This is a genomic window from Sulfuriferula nivalis (assembly GCF_009937995.1).
Taxonomy (GTDB): domain Bacteria; phylum Pseudomonadota; class Gammaproteobacteria; order Burkholderiales; family Sulfuriferulaceae; genus Sulfuriferula; species Sulfuriferula nivalis.
Genome location: NZ_AP021881.1, coordinates 2373608 through 2387302, shown reverse-complemented (window position 1 = coordinate 2387302; position 13695 = coordinate 2373608). Strand labels below are relative to the sequence as shown.

Sequence of the window (13695 nt, the reverse complement as noted above, 5' to 3'; positions counted from 1 at the left end):
TAAATTCAACATGACTCGTTATATATTTGTTACTGGTGGTGTGGTGTCTTCCCTAGGCAAGGGAATCGCCGCCGCTTCTCTCGCTGCTATCCTCGAATCTCGCGGCATGCAAGTCACTATGATGAAACTGGATCCGTATATCAACGTTGATCCCGGGACGATGAGTCCGTTTCAGCATGGTGAGGTGTTTGTCACCGAAGATGGCGCTGAAACTGATCTTGATCTTGGGCATTATGAGCGATTTACGCATGCCAAGATGTCTAAACGTAATAACTTTACGACTGGCCAGATTTATGAATCCGTGATTAAAAAAGAGCGTCGCGGTGAATATCTGGGTGGGACTGTGCAAGTTATTCCGCATATCACCGATGAAATTAAACAGCATATACGCGCAGGCGCGGCAGGTGCGGAAATCGCTATTGTCGAGGTTGGTGGTACGGTAGGTGATATTGAGTCTTTGCCATTCCTTGAGGCTATCCGTCAAATGGGTTTGCAAGAGGGGCGTAATAATACCTGCTATATCCATCTCACCCTTGTGCCTTATTTGGGTAAAGCGGGCGAGGTTAAAACCAAGCCTACTCAACATTCGGTCAAGGAGCTGCGCGAAATCGGTATACAGCCTGATGTGGTGCTGTGCCGTGGTGATCGTCCGTTGCCTGATGAAGAGCGTCGTAAAATCGCGCTGTTTACGAATTTGGAAGCAAATGCGGTGGTGTCGGTGCATGACGTTGATAGCATTTATAAAATCCCCGAAATGCTGCGTGAACAGGGCATGGATGAAATCGTTTGCCGTAAATTCGGTATAGATCCTAAGCCCGCAGATTTGAGCATGTGGAATGGTCTAGTTGAATCACTTGAGCATCCACAGCATGAAGTTGATATTGCGATGGTCGGCAAATACGTGGGTCTGACCGAATCTTATAAATCATTGTCTGAAGCATTGATCCATGCGGGTATACATACTCATACCAAAATTAATATTCACTACATTGATTCCGAGTTGTTGGAAACAGATGGCATAGGCGCCTTAGCGGGTATGCACGCGATACTGGTGCCTGGTGGATTTGGTAAGCGCGGTGTGGAAGGTAAGATATTGGCTATCCAATATGCACGTGAAAACAAAATTCCTTATTTGGGTATCTGTCTGGGTATGCAGTTGGCGGTGATAGAGTTTGCGCGGCACAAGGCTGGTATGAGTGATGCACATAGTACCGAGTTTGAGCCAGCAACCACGCATCCGATTGTGGCGCTGATTTCCGAATGGAAAGACGCTGCGGGTCAGGTTGAAACGCGGTCAGAAGAGTCTAACCTGGGCGGTACAATGCGCCTGGGTGGTCAGTCCTGTGATTTATTGGCTGGCTCGTTGGCAAGTAAAGTTTATGGTGCGAGTGAAATCGTTGAGCGTCATCGTCATCGTTATGAAGTTAACGGGGCTTTATTGCCACAGCTGGAACAAGCCGGCTTGCGGGTAAGCGGGCACTCTACGACAGATGGCTTGTGCGAAATGATAGAGTTGCCTGACCATCCCTGGTTTATGGCATGCCAATTCCATCCTGAGTTCACTTCTACACCGCGTGATGGACATCCTTTATTTAAGGCGTTTGTAAATGCAGCAGTAGATCATTTAGGGGCGCACGTATGAAGTTATGTGGATTTGAAGTTGGCTTAGAACAGCCTCTGTTTTTGATTGCTGGTCCTTGTGTTGTTGAATCCCGCCAAATGGCGATGGATACAGCAGGACAGCTGAAAGAAATTTGTGCTGAATTGAATATACCTTTTATCTACAAATCGTCGTATGACAAGGCGAATCGTAGTTCGGGCACATCATACCGCGGCCCTGGTCGTGATGCGGGTTTGCAGATACTGGCAGACGTAAAGCGTGAAATCGGCGTATCCATCTTAACTGACGTGCACAGCATAGAAGAAATTGCTGAAGTCGCGGCTGTGGTTGATGTGTTGCAAACGCCTGCGTTCCTGTGCCGCCAGACCGATTTTATCCATGCGGTAGCGTGTTCAGGCAAGCCTGTAAATATCAAAAAGGGGCAGTTTCTGGCACCTTGGGATATGAAAAATGTAGTGGATAAAGCTAAAGCAGCAAATGGTGGCCAAGATAACATCATGGTATGTGAGCGTGGTGTGTCGTTTGGTTATAACAATCTGGTATCGGACATGCGTTCATTGATGGTGATGCGTGAAACTGGTTGTCCGGTCGTGTTTGATGCGACGCATTCGGTGCAGTTGCCTGGTGGTCAGGGCAATGTTTCGGGTGGTCAGCGTGAGTTTGTGCCTGTATTGGCGCGTGCGGCAGTGTCAGCAGGTGTGGCGGGTGTGTTTGCAGAAACCCATCCAGATCCTGCATGTGCACTGTCAGATGGTCCCAATGCCTGGCCGTTGGGACGGATGAAAGAATTGTTGTATACGTTAAAAGAAATTGATGCGTTGGTTAAACAACGTGGTTTTATTGAACATACGCTCTAACCATAGGTTAGCCAGTAAATTATTGAGGGGAAAGAAATGAGTGTAATCGTTGATGTTATCGCCCGTGAAATTTTGGATTCACGTGGCAATCCAACTGTTGAAGCAGATGTCTTGCTGGAGTCAGGTGTACTGGGACGTGCTGCCGTACCATCCGGCGCTTCTACTGGTAGTCGCGAAGCGATCGAATTGCGTGATGGTGATAAATCCCGTTATTTGGGTAAAGGTGTGTTGAAAGCGGTTGAATTCGTTAATACCGAGATTTGTGAAGCGATTATTGGTCTGGATGCTGAAGACCAGTCATTTATTGATCAAACTATGATTGATTTAGACGGCACAGAAAGTAAGTCACGCCTGGGCGCAAATGCGATATTAGCCGTGTCTATGGCTGTGGCACGTGCCGCGGCTGAGGAATCTGGTTTGCCGTTATATCGTTATTTGGGTGGCGCAGGTCCGATGAATCTGCCAGTGCCTATGATGAATATCATCAATGGTGGCGCGCATGCGAATAATAATATCGACATGCAAGAGTTCATGATTATTCCATTGGGTGCGCCTAGCTTCCGTGAAGCGCTGCGTTATGGCGCAGAGGTTTTCCACGCCTTGAAGAAGATATTAGACGGCTTAGGTATGACTACTACTGTCGGTGATGAAGGTGGTTTCGCGCCTAATCTGGAATCTAATGAAGCCGCTTTAAAGCTTATCGTTCAGGCGATAGAGGCAGCAGGTTATGTGCCGGGTCAGGATATTGCCATTGGTGTAGATTGCGCTGCGAGCGAATTCTACCGTGATGGTAAATACCAGATTGAATCAGAAGGTTTGGCGTTGAGTGCTGAACAGTTCACTGATTATCTGGCTGCCTGGTGTGATAAATATCCTATCGTCAGTATTGAAGATGGTATGGCAGAAGGTGACTGGGCTGGTTGGGCAGTGTTGACAGCACGCTTGAAGCAATCTATCCAATTGGTTGGTGATGATTTGTTTGTAACTAACGCTAAAATCCTGACTGAGGGTATTAGTCGTGGGATTTGCAATTCAATTTTGATTAAAGTGAACCAAATTGGTACTTTGTCTGAAACCTTCGATGCGATAGAAACAGCCAAACGTGCTGGCTATACTTCGATTATTTCACATCGTTCTGGTGAAACTGAAGATACAACCATTGCTGATTTGGCAGTAGCAACCAACGCCTTGCAAATCAAAACAGGTTCGCTATCACGTTCAGACCGTATGGCTAAATATAACCAGTTGCTGCGTATAGAAGAAGAGCTGGGTGCTTCGGCTCGTTTCCCTGGTCGCGCAGCTTTTTACTCCATCGGCTAATTTTCTTTAAAGGCCAAGCGTGATGCGTACGTTGACAGGCATATTACTGGGCTTGTTATTGCTGGTGCAGTATCCGCTTTGGCTGGGAAAAGGAAGTTGGTTGCAAGTATGGGATACGCAACAACAACTGTTACAACAGCAACAGATTAACGCTAAATTAACCGCACGTAATGCCGCGATGTATGCGGAAGTGCGTGATTTAAAACAGGGCTTGGGTGCAATTGAAGAGCGAGCCCGTAATGAATTAGGTATGGTGCGCAAAAACGAGATTTTTTATCAGATCCTGGATGCGCCACCACCGCCAAGTTCGACAATTCTTAATACCCCCATCGCAGATACTAGCCACGGAACGACAAGATGAATTCATTGCAAATTAGTCTCATCGTACTTGCTGTAGTCATCATCATTGCAATACTGTTTTATAACTGGTTTCAAGAGCGTAAATACCGCAAGCAGTCGATGGAGATGTTTAGCAAGCATGAAGATGTTTTATTTCAGCCTGTTGTAGACGATGTTCCTGAGGTGCGAATAGAGCCTGTTATATCAGAGCAGATATCAGCCATCAATGAAGTGGCAGTCAATGTTCCTGCCCCAGTTGAAAAGGTAGCGGCGGCGCATGTGGCACAGGAATTGCCGCCTGCACCGACTGACACTCAGTTGGAGTACATAATCGCTGTGCAAACAGCTGATGCCATACCGAGTGCTGCTTTTGCTCCGTTAATGGATGCCGAGGATGCTGCTGGTAAGCCAGTTCGTTGGTTAGGCTATGTTGATCAATCTGCTGCCTGGGTTGAAATCGCGCCCTGGCGAGATGTTGCTTATACTGATGTGGTAATCGCTGTGCAACTGGCAGATCGTGCGGGTCCTGTGACTGAATCACAGTTATATCGAATTACGCAAACTGCGCGTCAGCTGGCGAGTCGTTTTAATGGAGTAGCTAATTGGCAAGATATTGCACCTGCTTTACTTAAGGCAAACAAATTAGACCAGTTTTGTGTTGAGGTTGATGTGCTCATCGGTCTTAATGTGGTGAGTGATGATGGTGCAAGTTTCTCCGGAGATCAAATCGCTCAAGTAGCCCAGAATGCAGGTCTGGTTCTAAATAATGCCGGTGTATATCAACGGCATAACGAACGCGGTGAAATCGTTTATGCGTTGTGCAATCATGAGGATACGCCTTTCTCTGCTGAGTCTATGCCAGCATTGCATACACATGGTGTGACTTTGATGTTTGAAGTGCCTAGAGTGGATAATGGCTTGGCTGCTTTTGCAGAATTAGCGCAATTTGGTCAGCAATTAGCTCAGGCTTTGGGTGGTAAACTGGTTGACGATAATATTCGTCCATTGTCACCCGCAGGCATAGAAAAAATTCAATTGCAGTTAGTCCACATCTATCAACGTATGGAAGCAAATGAGATACCTGCAGGTGGGCGGCGAGCTCTGCGTTTATTTAACTAGTTGCTGCTGGCATGACTACCATCGCTGAAATTCAAGACCATATAGAACAATTACGAAAACAGCTCGAATATCATAACTATCGTTATTATGTGCTTGATGCGCCTGAGGTCAGCGATGCTGAGTACGATAGCTTATTCCGCGAACTACAAAACCTAGAACAGCAATATCCTCAATTTATTACAGCCACATCACCCACGCAACGTGTGGGAGGCGCAGCGCTGAGCGAATTTTCTCATACTACCCACAGCACACCGATGTTATCACTGAACAACGCGTTTAGTGATGATGATGTCATCGCATTTGACCGGCGTGTGTGCGAGGCAGTGCATGTGACGGAAATGATTTATGCAGTCGAACCTAAGTTTGATGGTTTGGCAATCAATCTGGTCTATGAACATGGTCAGTTCGTTATGGGAGCTACACGTGGCGATGGCTATGTAGGTGAAGATGTGACATTGAATCTGCGTACGATACGTGCAATTCCCATGTCTCTGGCAACATTGACTCCTCCTGATCGTATTGAAATACGTGGCGAAGTATTGATGTTAAAAGCCGACTTTCAAACGCTAAATCAAGCTCAACGTAATCAAGGTTTAAAAGAGTTTGCCAATCCGCGCAATGCGGCGGCAGGCTCATTACGGCAGTTGGATTCACGTATTACCGCAACACGTGGGCTGCATTTTTTTGCTTATGGCGTGGGTGAGTGTACCGGCTATGTTATGCCAGCAACGCATAGTGCGATGATGCGGCAACTGGCTGAGTGGCATTTGCCAGTGGCTAAGCTGGTTGATGTGGTTCAGGGTGTGGATGGGCTGCTGGGTTATTATCAGCGGGTAGGAGAAATGCGTGAGCAATTGCCATTTGATATTGATGGCGTGGTGTATAAGGTAGACGATCTGGCATTGCAATCTCAAATTGGCTTTGTTGCTCGCGCCCCCCGCTTTGCGATAGCCCATAAATTTCCTGCACAAGAGGCGACTACAGTCGTATTGGATATCGATGTGCAAGTGGGGCGGACGGGTGCTATCACGCCAGTTGCACGTTTAGTCCCAGTGCAGGTGGGTGGGGTGATAGTTACTAATGCAACATTGCATAACGAAGATGAGATACGTCGTAAAGATATCAGGATAGGTGACAGTGTTAATGTGCGGCGTGCGGGAGATGTGATTCCTGAAGTGGTTTCTGTGGTTTTGTCGCGTCGCCCAGCCGATGTCCGCGAATTTGTTATGCCGACAACATGCCCCGTGTGTGGTTCTCATATTGTGCGTCTGGCTGATGAGGCGATTGCACGTTGTACTGGCGGTCTGTATTGTCCAGCCCAGCGTAAACAGGCGCTATGGCATTTTTCCAGTCGTCGAGCGATGGATATTGATGGGCTGGGCGATAAACTGATAGACCAAATGGTCGATGAAGATATCGTGCATCACCCTGCTGATTTATATCGGCTTGGTTTGTTAAGCCTGATGAATCTGGAGCGCATGGGGGAAAAATCTGCACAGAATATATTGGCGGCAATAGAAAAAAGCAAACAGACAACGCTGGCACGTTTTATTTATGCATTGGGTATCCGTCATGTGGGTGAGCAGACGGCTAAAGATTTAGCCCGCTATTTTGGCAATTTGGACGCATTAATGGTTGCGGATGAGGAGACGCTCATACGTGTGCCAGACGTGGGTAAAGTGGTGGCTAATTCTGTTTTGCAGTTTTTTAGTGAACCACATAATCGTACTGTGATTGAGTTGCTACTTGCCATGGGTGTACATTGGCATGATACTATGTCTGTCAAGGATGTCGTTGATAATCCATTAAGTGGTAGTGTTTTTGTCGTTACAGGGACTTTGCCTAATTTGAGTCGTGACGAGGCAAAAGCAAAAATTGAGGCTATCGGAGCTAAGGTAGCTGGTAGTGTATCGAAAAAAACGACATACGTTGTCGCAGGTGCAGACCCCGGCAGTAAATTCATTAAAGCGCAAGAATTAGGTGTTACCATCATCGATGAAGCTGAATTGATTAATATATTGGGAAAATATGAGCATGAATAAAGTCACCAAAGCAGTGTTTCCAGTAGCAGGTATGGGTACACGATTCTTGCCTGCAACTAAGGCGATGCCAAAAGAAATGTTACCTATCGTAGATAAGCCATTGATACAGTATGCTGTTGAGGAGGCTATTGCTGCGGGAATTACAGATTTAATCTTTATTACTGGCCGTAGTAAACGGGCAATTCCAGATCATTTTGATAAGGCATACGAGTTAGAGGATAAATTAGAGGCGGCTAACAAGAAGAAGCTGTTGGAGTTGGTGCGTGGCATTATTCCACCTGGTGTGACTTGTATTTATATTCGTCAAGAAGAGGCGTTAGGTTTAGGTCACGCCGTCTTATGTGCCAAACCAGTAGTTAATAATGAACCATTTGCGGTGATATTGGCTGATGATTTGATCGATTCTAATGTGCCTGCTATGAAGCAAATGACTGAATTGTATAGTTATTATCAGTGTTCTATTTTGGGTGTGCAGCAAGTGGCACTGGAAGAAACCAGTTCTTACGGGATTGTTGATGCTAAGCCTGTGACTGGTAATTTGAGTAAGGTAGATGCCATAGTTGAAAAGCCTAAACCTGCTGAAGCACCATCTACATTGGGCGTCGTTGGTCGTTATATTCTGACACCGCGTATCTTCCACCATCTGGAAAACATTCCCTTTGGTGCAGGTGGCGAGTTACAGTTAACGGATGGGATTGCGCAATTATTGCAAGAGCAGCAGGTCTTGGCTTATGCGTTTGAAGGCGTGCGTTATGACTGCGGCAGTAAGTTAGGTTATCTGAAAGCTACGGTTGAGCTTGCCCTTAAACATCCGGAAGTTGCAGTTGAATTCCAGGCTTATTTAGATGGGCGCTGCAGAGTTGAGCAGCCTGGTTAAATATTTAAAACTTTCATTAAATCAGTTTCCAGTCGAATTCGTTGCTGTATCTGATTTAGTGAATTGCTGTGCAAGGTGAAAGTGTCTTCGGCGCGTTCACCAAGGGTGCTGATTTTAGCTGTGTAAACACTTACTTGATGTTGATATAGCACTTGGGCAATGGCAAATAGCAGGCCAGGTCTGTCACCTGCGACTAGATTAAGCAGGAAAAATTTGTTATTTTCATCAGCGCGTAAACTGACTTCTGGCATGATGGGGAAGTGCTTAAGATGGCGGCTAATGCGCCCACGAGTGGATTGCTTTAATGGTGTTTTGGCGTTCAGTCGCTTGGCCAGTTCGTGTTCAATATAACTGAGAAAGTCACGGTAAGGCATGCTGCGCTGATGTTTATCTAGGATGACAAAACTATCCAACACATAGCCATTACGTGCGGTGTGGATTTTAGCATCAACAATGGTGTAGTTCACATCTTCAAAAAAACCACAAATTTGAGCAAATAAGCTGTCTTCATCTGGCGCGTAAATCATGACCTGTATGCCTTCGCCCAAAGGACTTAAACGCGCACGTACTATGGCGGTTTTAGTGTCTACACAGTGCCAGAGTTGTCGAGTGTGCCAGGCAACTTCTTTTGCATCGTGGCGAAGAAAGTATGTGTCGGTGAGTTGTGACCATAATGGATCTTCAATGTGAGGGCGCAAGCCATATAAACGTAATAAATCGGCGGCTTGTTGTTGTGTGCTCGATAGAGGGTTGCCTGTAATGGTGTCGCCTCGTAGCAGGCGCTGGCTGGCGTAGAATAAATCAGCCAGTAATTTGGCTTTCCATGCATTCCATACCTTGGGGCTGGTGCCACGTATGTCGCAGTTAGTAAGTAAATATAATGCGACAAGATGCCGCTCATCCGGGATGTGAGCGGTAAAGTGTGCGATAACCTCTGGATCTGACAAATCCTGTTTTTGCGCAGTAGCCGATAAATTCAGATGCTCACCTACCAGCCATACAATGAGTTCTGTATCTTCAGGTGGTAATTGGTGCAAGTGACAAAATTTGCGCGCATCTACCATGCCTAATATAGCGTGATCACCACCCCGACCTTTAGCAATGTCGTGAAATAACGCGCTAAGGTAAAGTACTTCAGGACGTTCAAAGGTAGCCATAAGGCGGCTGGCCAGTGGATGCTCATGAGCCAGTTCGGCTATGGTAAGTCGGCGTAAATTGCGTAATACGGCTAATGTGTGCTCGTCTACAGTGTAGATGTGATAGAGGTCGTGCTGCATTTGACCAACAATGCGCCCGAAAGCCGGAATGTAGCGTCCCAGTATGCCGTAGTGGTTCATGTTGCGTAGGGCGCGTGTAACGCCTGATGGGGAACGCAGTATCTCCATGAATTGCGCTTGATGTACTGGATTGCGACGAAATGCATCATTAATATGCTTGCTTGCGCGCCAAAGGCTGCGCAAGGTAGGCGCGCTCATTCCCCTGAGTTCGTGGTGATGTTCGAGTAACAAAAAGCACTCGAAAATAGCGCTTGGGTCACGTTCAAATACGGATTGGTCAACTGCGCAAAGTAGTTGATTGTTATTGTTGAAGCGGGGATTCAGTGGGGTGCTGTTGGGTGGGCTGGCAACGATGCACGCGCGTAAATTAGGCAATAAAATGTCACGCAGTTGAGCCAAGGCTTTAACATTGCGGTAATAGCGCTGCATTAGCAATTCGCTGGCACGTCGGGTGCTAGTCGAGACTATCTGGTATTGCCCAGCTAAACTATGCTGAAAATCAAACAGGAGTCGATCTTCACGTCGACCTGCTAAATAATGTAAGCGTACTCTCAACTCGGCTAAAAAACGGGCAAGATTTTGAATTTGACGTAGTTCAGTATGGCTGAGCAAACCTGCATGTACCAAATCTGTCCATTTGCTGCCAATTCCTGCGGCAATCGCTAACCAGCGTAAATTATGCAAATCCCTTAAGCCGCCGGGACTTTCTTTGATATTGGGTTCAAGTTGATAGGCGCTGTCATTGTAGCGTGCGTGACGCTGATTTTGCTCGAGCAATTTCCCTTCAAAGAAACTGCGTGGATCAAATAGTTGTTGATACTGTTGTTTGAAGTGTGTGAAGGTGACGTGATTGCCAGCAAGGAAGCGAGACTCAAGCAGATTGGTCAGAATGGTAATGTCGTCCTTTGCGGCGACTATGCATTCATCCAGAGTGCGTACGCTTGTGCCTACCTCCAGACCAATATCCCAAAATATCCCAATAAGTTGTGTCAGGGCTTGCTCTTCTGCGGGCTTCGCAGGATGATCTAATAAAATAAGTAAATCGACATCAGAGTAAGGATATAGCTCACCACGACCATATCCGCCAACCGCGATGAGTGCAGCTTTCTCAGGCAGATTCAGTGTTTGCCAGATTTCAATTAGCAGAACATCTATGAGCTGTTTATTGAGTGTTAATATTGCGTGAGTATGCTTGCCCTTGAAGAACAGTTGCTTGATGTGGTCGCGCCCAGCGATAAGTCGTTTCCGCCACTTGGGAACAAGTGTGGTGATCGTGGCGGGCATAGATTATTTGACGAAATCGGGTGTGGGTGGTGTGCCAGCAGAAACGGTCAATACTTCATAACCAGTTTCTGTGACTAAAACCGTGTGTTCCCATTGCGCTGACAGACTGCGATCTTTAGTGACTATAGTCCAGCCATCATTCAGTTGGCGAATATCGCGTTTGCCTGCGTTAATCATAGGTTCTATGGTAAATATCATACCTGGTGCTAGTTTCAGACCTGTGCCTGCACGACCATAATGTAATACTTGTGGTTCTTCATGAAATTTCTGACCGATACCATGTCCACAAAATTCACGTACTACGCTGTATCCTTGTCCTTCAGCAAATTTTTGTATGGTTTGACCGATGTCGCCTAAAGTTGCTCCTGGCCGCACCATTGCAATGCCGTGCCACATAGCTTGGTAAGTGATTTCACACAAACGTTTGGCATAGGCGACTGGTTCACCTACATAAAACATACGGCTGGTATCACCATGCCAGCCATCTTTAATCACGGTCACGTCAATATTGACGATGTCTCCATCTTTAAGCTGCTTGTCACCTGGCACGCCGTGGCAAATTTGTTGATTGATAGAGGTGCAAATCGATTTAGGATAAGGCGTATGGCCACCAGGCGCATAGTTTAATGGTGCAGGAATAGTATGCTGTACGTCTACCATATAGTCATGGCATAGCTTATCCAGCTGGTCAGTGGTAACACCTGGAACGACATAGGGTGTAATAAAATCAAGCACCTCTGAACCAAGGCGACCTGCAACACGCATTTTTTCAATATCTGCGGGGGATTTAATGCTAACTGACATGGTGGTAATAATACAAAGAGATAAGAGGTCTAAGGATAAGGGATGAGACGGTAATGGTCAAAAATATTTATTATGTTGCATTTGAGGATAAGCTTCATGGCTAACTTGTCAAGCAAGCCGTTTTATCATATAATCGCGCTCTTTTAATTCAATTGGTTAGGCACTCACGATGGTTATTATTCGTCTTGCACGTGGTGGCGCGAAAAACCGCCCTTTCTATAATGTAGTTGTTGCTGATTCACGCAATCGTCGTGATGGCCGCTTCATTGAGCGCGTTGGTTTTTACAATCCGCTGGCTAAAGAAGGTGTAGAAGGTTTGCGTTTGAGTTTGGAGCGTGTTGCTCATTGGGTTTCTCAGGGCGCACAAATTAGCGATGCAGTTGCTAAATTAGTTAAGACTGAAAGTGCAAAAGTCGCTGGATAACTTGGTGATTATGGGGCGCGTAGCGATCCCATATGGTGTTAAGGGCTGGATGAAAATTCAGACTTTCACCGAAAATGCAGATACATTGGCTGATTACGCTGAATGGTATGTTAAACGAGGCAATGACTGGCAGCTATATCAAGTTGCCAATGCTAAATTGCATACTAATAGTCTAGTTGCTGAATTGGTAGGTGTTAGTGATCGAGATCAGGCGCTAGCTTTAAAAGGCTGTGAAATAGCTGTTCCAGCTGATTCATTGCCTGAACCAGCAGAAAATGAGTATTACTGGACTGATTTGATTGGTTTGTCCGTAGTTAATTTACGTGGCGAGGCATTTGGAGAAGTTGTGCAGTTGCTTGAAGCTGGTGCGCATGATGTGATGGTTGTGCAGGGCGTGCGTGAATATTTAATCCCTTTTGTAGGTAAAGTTGTGCAACAAGTAGACTTGGCTACGAAATTGATTACTGTGGATTGGGAGCTGGATTACTAATGCCTTTGCAAATTGATGTGGTGAGTTTATTCCCACAAATGTTTGCGGCGATTAGTGAATTCGGTATCAGTAGCCGAGCATTTGCACGGCAACATGCTCATCTGCAAGTGTGGAATCCGCGAGATTTTACCAGTGATAATCATCGCACAGTGGACGACAGGCCATATGGTGGTGGTCCAGGTATGGTGATGTTGGCAGAGCCGTTAGATGCTGCTCTGGATGCCGCAGAAGCTCGGCAGCGTGAGTGTGGTGTTGAGCCACATGTGATTTATTTATCGCCGCAGGGTCGTACCTTAGACCATGCATTGGTGATGGAATTAGCGGCACGTCCAGGTCTGATTTTTCTGGCTGGGCGTTACGAAGGTGTAGATCAGCGTTTACTCGATAGCCGGGTAGATGAGGCGATTTCCATCGGCGATTATGTGCTGTCGGGTGGTGAATTAGCTGCGATGGTCGTTATTGATGCGATAGTGCGGCAACTGCCTGGTGTATTAGGTGATGCGGATTCTGCGATACAAGATTCATTCGTGAATGGATTGCTTGATTATCCGCATTATACGCGACCAGAAGTGTATAAAGGCGTGTCTGTGCCAGCTGTGTTACTCGGCGGTAATCATGCCAAGATACAGCGCTGGCGATTGCAGCAGTCATTGTTGGCGACACAAAAAAGTCGCCCAGATTTATTAGCAAGGCGGGGTATCAGCCAGGCAGAAATTGACTTGTTGGCGTTAGGCCAGCAAGAAAATACACCAGATTAGTTTAATCTGGTAACAACAAACCCTGTACGTCAAGCGGCGGCTTGCTCCGTGCAGTAAGGTCTAAGACCTCAATTTAATTTTAGGAGTACGCGATGAATTTGATACAACAATTGGAACAGGAAGAAATTGCCCGTTTGGCAAAGGTTATTCCTGAGTTTGCACCTGGCGATACCGTTATCGTTAGTGTAAAAGTTAAAGAAGGTACACGTGAGCGTTTGCAGGCTTATGAAGGTGTGGTTATCGCTAAGCGTAACCGTGGCTTGAACTCCGCATTCACCGTACGTAAGATTTCAGCTGGTGAAGGTGTGGAACGTACATTCCAAACTTATTCACCACTTATCGCAACTGTAGAAGTTAAGCGTCGTGGTGATGTTCGTCGCGCTAAACTGTACTACTTGCGTGATCGTTCAGGTAAATCTGCACGTATCAAAGAAAAGTTGCCAGCACGTAAAGTTAAAACTGTTTAATTTACAGTTGGTATTA

Annotated in this window: 13 protein-coding genes; 11 read left to right on the top strand and 2 right to left on the bottom strand. The window is 46.3% G+C overall.

All coding sequences use genetic code 11. From position 1 onward, the window contains the following. Nucleotides 1–10: 10 nt before the first annotated feature. From pyrG to galU, 7 genes are read left to right on the top strand one after another with little or no spacing between them, the layout of a single operon-like run. A complete protein-coding gene (pyrG, locus tag SFSGTM_RS11735) occupies nucleotides 11–1642 on the top strand; it encodes a CTP synthase (RefSeq protein WP_162085329.1) in 1632 nt (543 codons plus the stop codon). Continuing rightward, nucleotides 1639–2478 (top strand): 3-deoxy-8-phosphooctulonate synthase, encoded by an 840-nt coding sequence (gene kdsA / locus SFSGTM_RS11730; protein ID WP_162085328.1) that lies wholly within the window; start codon nucleotides 1639–1641, stop codon nucleotides 2476–2478. The genes pyrG and kdsA overlap by 4 nt, the downstream gene beginning before the upstream one ends. A gap of 36 nt (nucleotides 2479–2514) precedes the next feature. Next, a complete protein-coding gene (gene eno, locus SFSGTM_RS11725; RefSeq protein ID WP_162085327.1) occupies nucleotides 2515–3798 on the top strand; it encodes a phosphopyruvate hydratase in 1284 nt (427 codons plus the stop codon). Nucleotides 3799–3820: 22 nt separating this feature from the next. Next, nucleotides 3821–4159, top strand: coding sequence for a cell division protein FtsB (gene ftsB / locus SFSGTM_RS11720; protein WP_162085326.1), 339 nt, complete (start codon nucleotides 3821–3823; stop codon nucleotides 4157–4159). Beyond that, nucleotides 4156–5256: a cell division protein ZipA gene (locus tag SFSGTM_RS11715; RefSeq protein WP_162085325.1), complete on the top strand. Its 1101-nt coding sequence runs from the start codon at nucleotides 4156–4158 to the stop codon at nucleotides 5254–5256. Before ftsB ends, SFSGTM_RS11715 begins: the two co-directional genes overlap by 4 nt. Nucleotides 5257–5267: 11 nt before the next feature. Beyond that, nucleotides 5268–7298, top strand: coding sequence for an NAD-dependent DNA ligase LigA (gene ligA / locus SFSGTM_RS11710; RefSeq protein ID WP_162085324.1), 2031 nt, complete (start codon nucleotides 5268–5270; stop codon nucleotides 7296–7298). Then, nucleotides 7291–8175 (top strand): UTP--glucose-1-phosphate uridylyltransferase GalU, encoded by an 885-nt coding sequence (galU, locus tag SFSGTM_RS11705; protein ID WP_162085323.1) that lies wholly within the window; start codon nucleotides 7291–7293, stop codon nucleotides 8173–8175. The genes ligA and galU overlap by 8 nt, the downstream gene beginning before the upstream one ends. On the opposite strand, the gene SFSGTM_RS11700 is transcribed toward galU, so the two are convergent. Then, nucleotides 8172–10736, bottom strand: coding sequence for a [protein-PII] uridylyltransferase (locus SFSGTM_RS11700; RefSeq protein ID WP_162085322.1), 2565 nt, complete (start codon nucleotides 10734–10736; stop codon nucleotides 8172–8174). The genes galU and SFSGTM_RS11700 overlap by 4 nt on opposite strands. A 3-nt stretch (nucleotides 10737–10739) precedes the next feature. Beyond that, entirely contained in the window at nucleotides 10740–11540 is an 801-nt protein-coding gene (gene map, locus SFSGTM_RS11695) for a type I methionyl aminopeptidase (RefSeq protein WP_162085321.1), read from the bottom strand. 169 nt (nucleotides 11541–11709) lie between these two features. On the opposite strand from map, the gene rpsP reads away from it, so the two are divergent. The 4 genes from rpsP (at nucleotide 11710) to rplS (ending at nucleotide 13679) form a co-directional block, all read left to right on the top strand. Continuing rightward, entirely contained in the window at nucleotides 11710–11964 is a 255-nt protein-coding gene (gene rpsP, locus SFSGTM_RS11690) for a 30S ribosomal protein S16 (RefSeq protein ID WP_162085320.1), read from the top strand. Further along, nucleotides 11945–12454, top strand: coding sequence for a ribosome maturation factor RimM (rimM, locus tag SFSGTM_RS11685; protein ID WP_232525971.1), 510 nt, complete (start codon nucleotides 11945–11947; stop codon nucleotides 12452–12454). Before rpsP ends, rimM begins: the two co-directional genes overlap by 20 nt. Beyond that, entirely contained in the window at nucleotides 12454–13212 is a 759-nt protein-coding gene (gene trmD / locus SFSGTM_RS11680; RefSeq protein WP_198420552.1) for a tRNA (guanosine(37)-N1)-methyltransferase TrmD, read from the top strand. The genes rimM and trmD overlap by 1 nt, the downstream gene beginning before the upstream one ends. Before the next feature lie 92 nt (nucleotides 13213–13304). Beyond that, a complete protein-coding gene (gene rplS / locus SFSGTM_RS11675) occupies nucleotides 13305–13679 on the top strand; it encodes a 50S ribosomal protein L19 (RefSeq protein WP_162085319.1) in 375 nt (124 codons plus the stop codon). Nucleotides 13680–13695 lie beyond the last annotated feature (16 nt).

What these genes read in the sequence shown, in the direction of transcription:
- galU (WP_162085323.1), top strand. Translation starts at nt 7,291, where the DNA reads ATGAATAAAGTCACCAAAGCAGTGTTTCCAGTAGCAGGTATGGGTACA.
- ligA (WP_162085324.1), top strand. Translation starts at nt 5,268, where the DNA reads ATGACTACCATCGCTGAAATTCAAGACCATATAGAACAATTACGAAAA.
- map (WP_162085321.1), bottom strand. Translation starts at nt 11,540, where the DNA reads ATGTCAGTTAGCATTAAATCCCCCGCAGATATTGAAAAAATGCGTGTT.
- trmD (WP_198420552.1), top strand. Translation starts at nt 12,454, where the DNA reads ATGCCTTTGCAAATTGATGTGGTGAGTTTATTCCCACAAATGTTTGCG.
- SFSGTM_RS11700 (WP_162085322.1), bottom strand. Translation starts at nt 10,736, where the DNA reads ATGCCCGCCACGATCACCACACTTGTTCCCAAGTGGCGGAAACGACTT.
- rpsP (WP_162085320.1), top strand. Translation starts at nt 11,710, where the DNA reads ATGGTTATTATTCGTCTTGCACGTGGTGGCGCGAAAAACCGCCCTTTC.
- rplS (WP_162085319.1), top strand. Translation starts at nt 13,305, where the DNA reads ATGAATTTGATACAACAATTGGAACAGGAAGAAATTGCCCGTTTGGCA.
- kdsA (WP_162085328.1), top strand. Translation starts at nt 1,639, where the DNA reads ATGAAGTTATGTGGATTTGAAGTTGGCTTAGAACAGCCTCTGTTTTTG.
- pyrG (WP_162085329.1), top strand. Translation starts at nt 11, where the DNA reads ATGACTCGTTATATATTTGTTACTGGTGGTGTGGTGTCTTCCCTAGGC.
- eno (WP_162085327.1), top strand. Translation starts at nt 2,515, where the DNA reads ATGAGTGTAATCGTTGATGTTATCGCCCGTGAAATTTTGGATTCACGT.
- ftsB (WP_162085326.1), top strand. Translation starts at nt 3,821, where the DNA reads ATGCGTACGTTGACAGGCATATTACTGGGCTTGTTATTGCTGGTGCAG.
- SFSGTM_RS11715 (WP_162085325.1), top strand. Translation starts at nt 4,156, where the DNA reads ATGAATTCATTGCAAATTAGTCTCATCGTACTTGCTGTAGTCATCATC.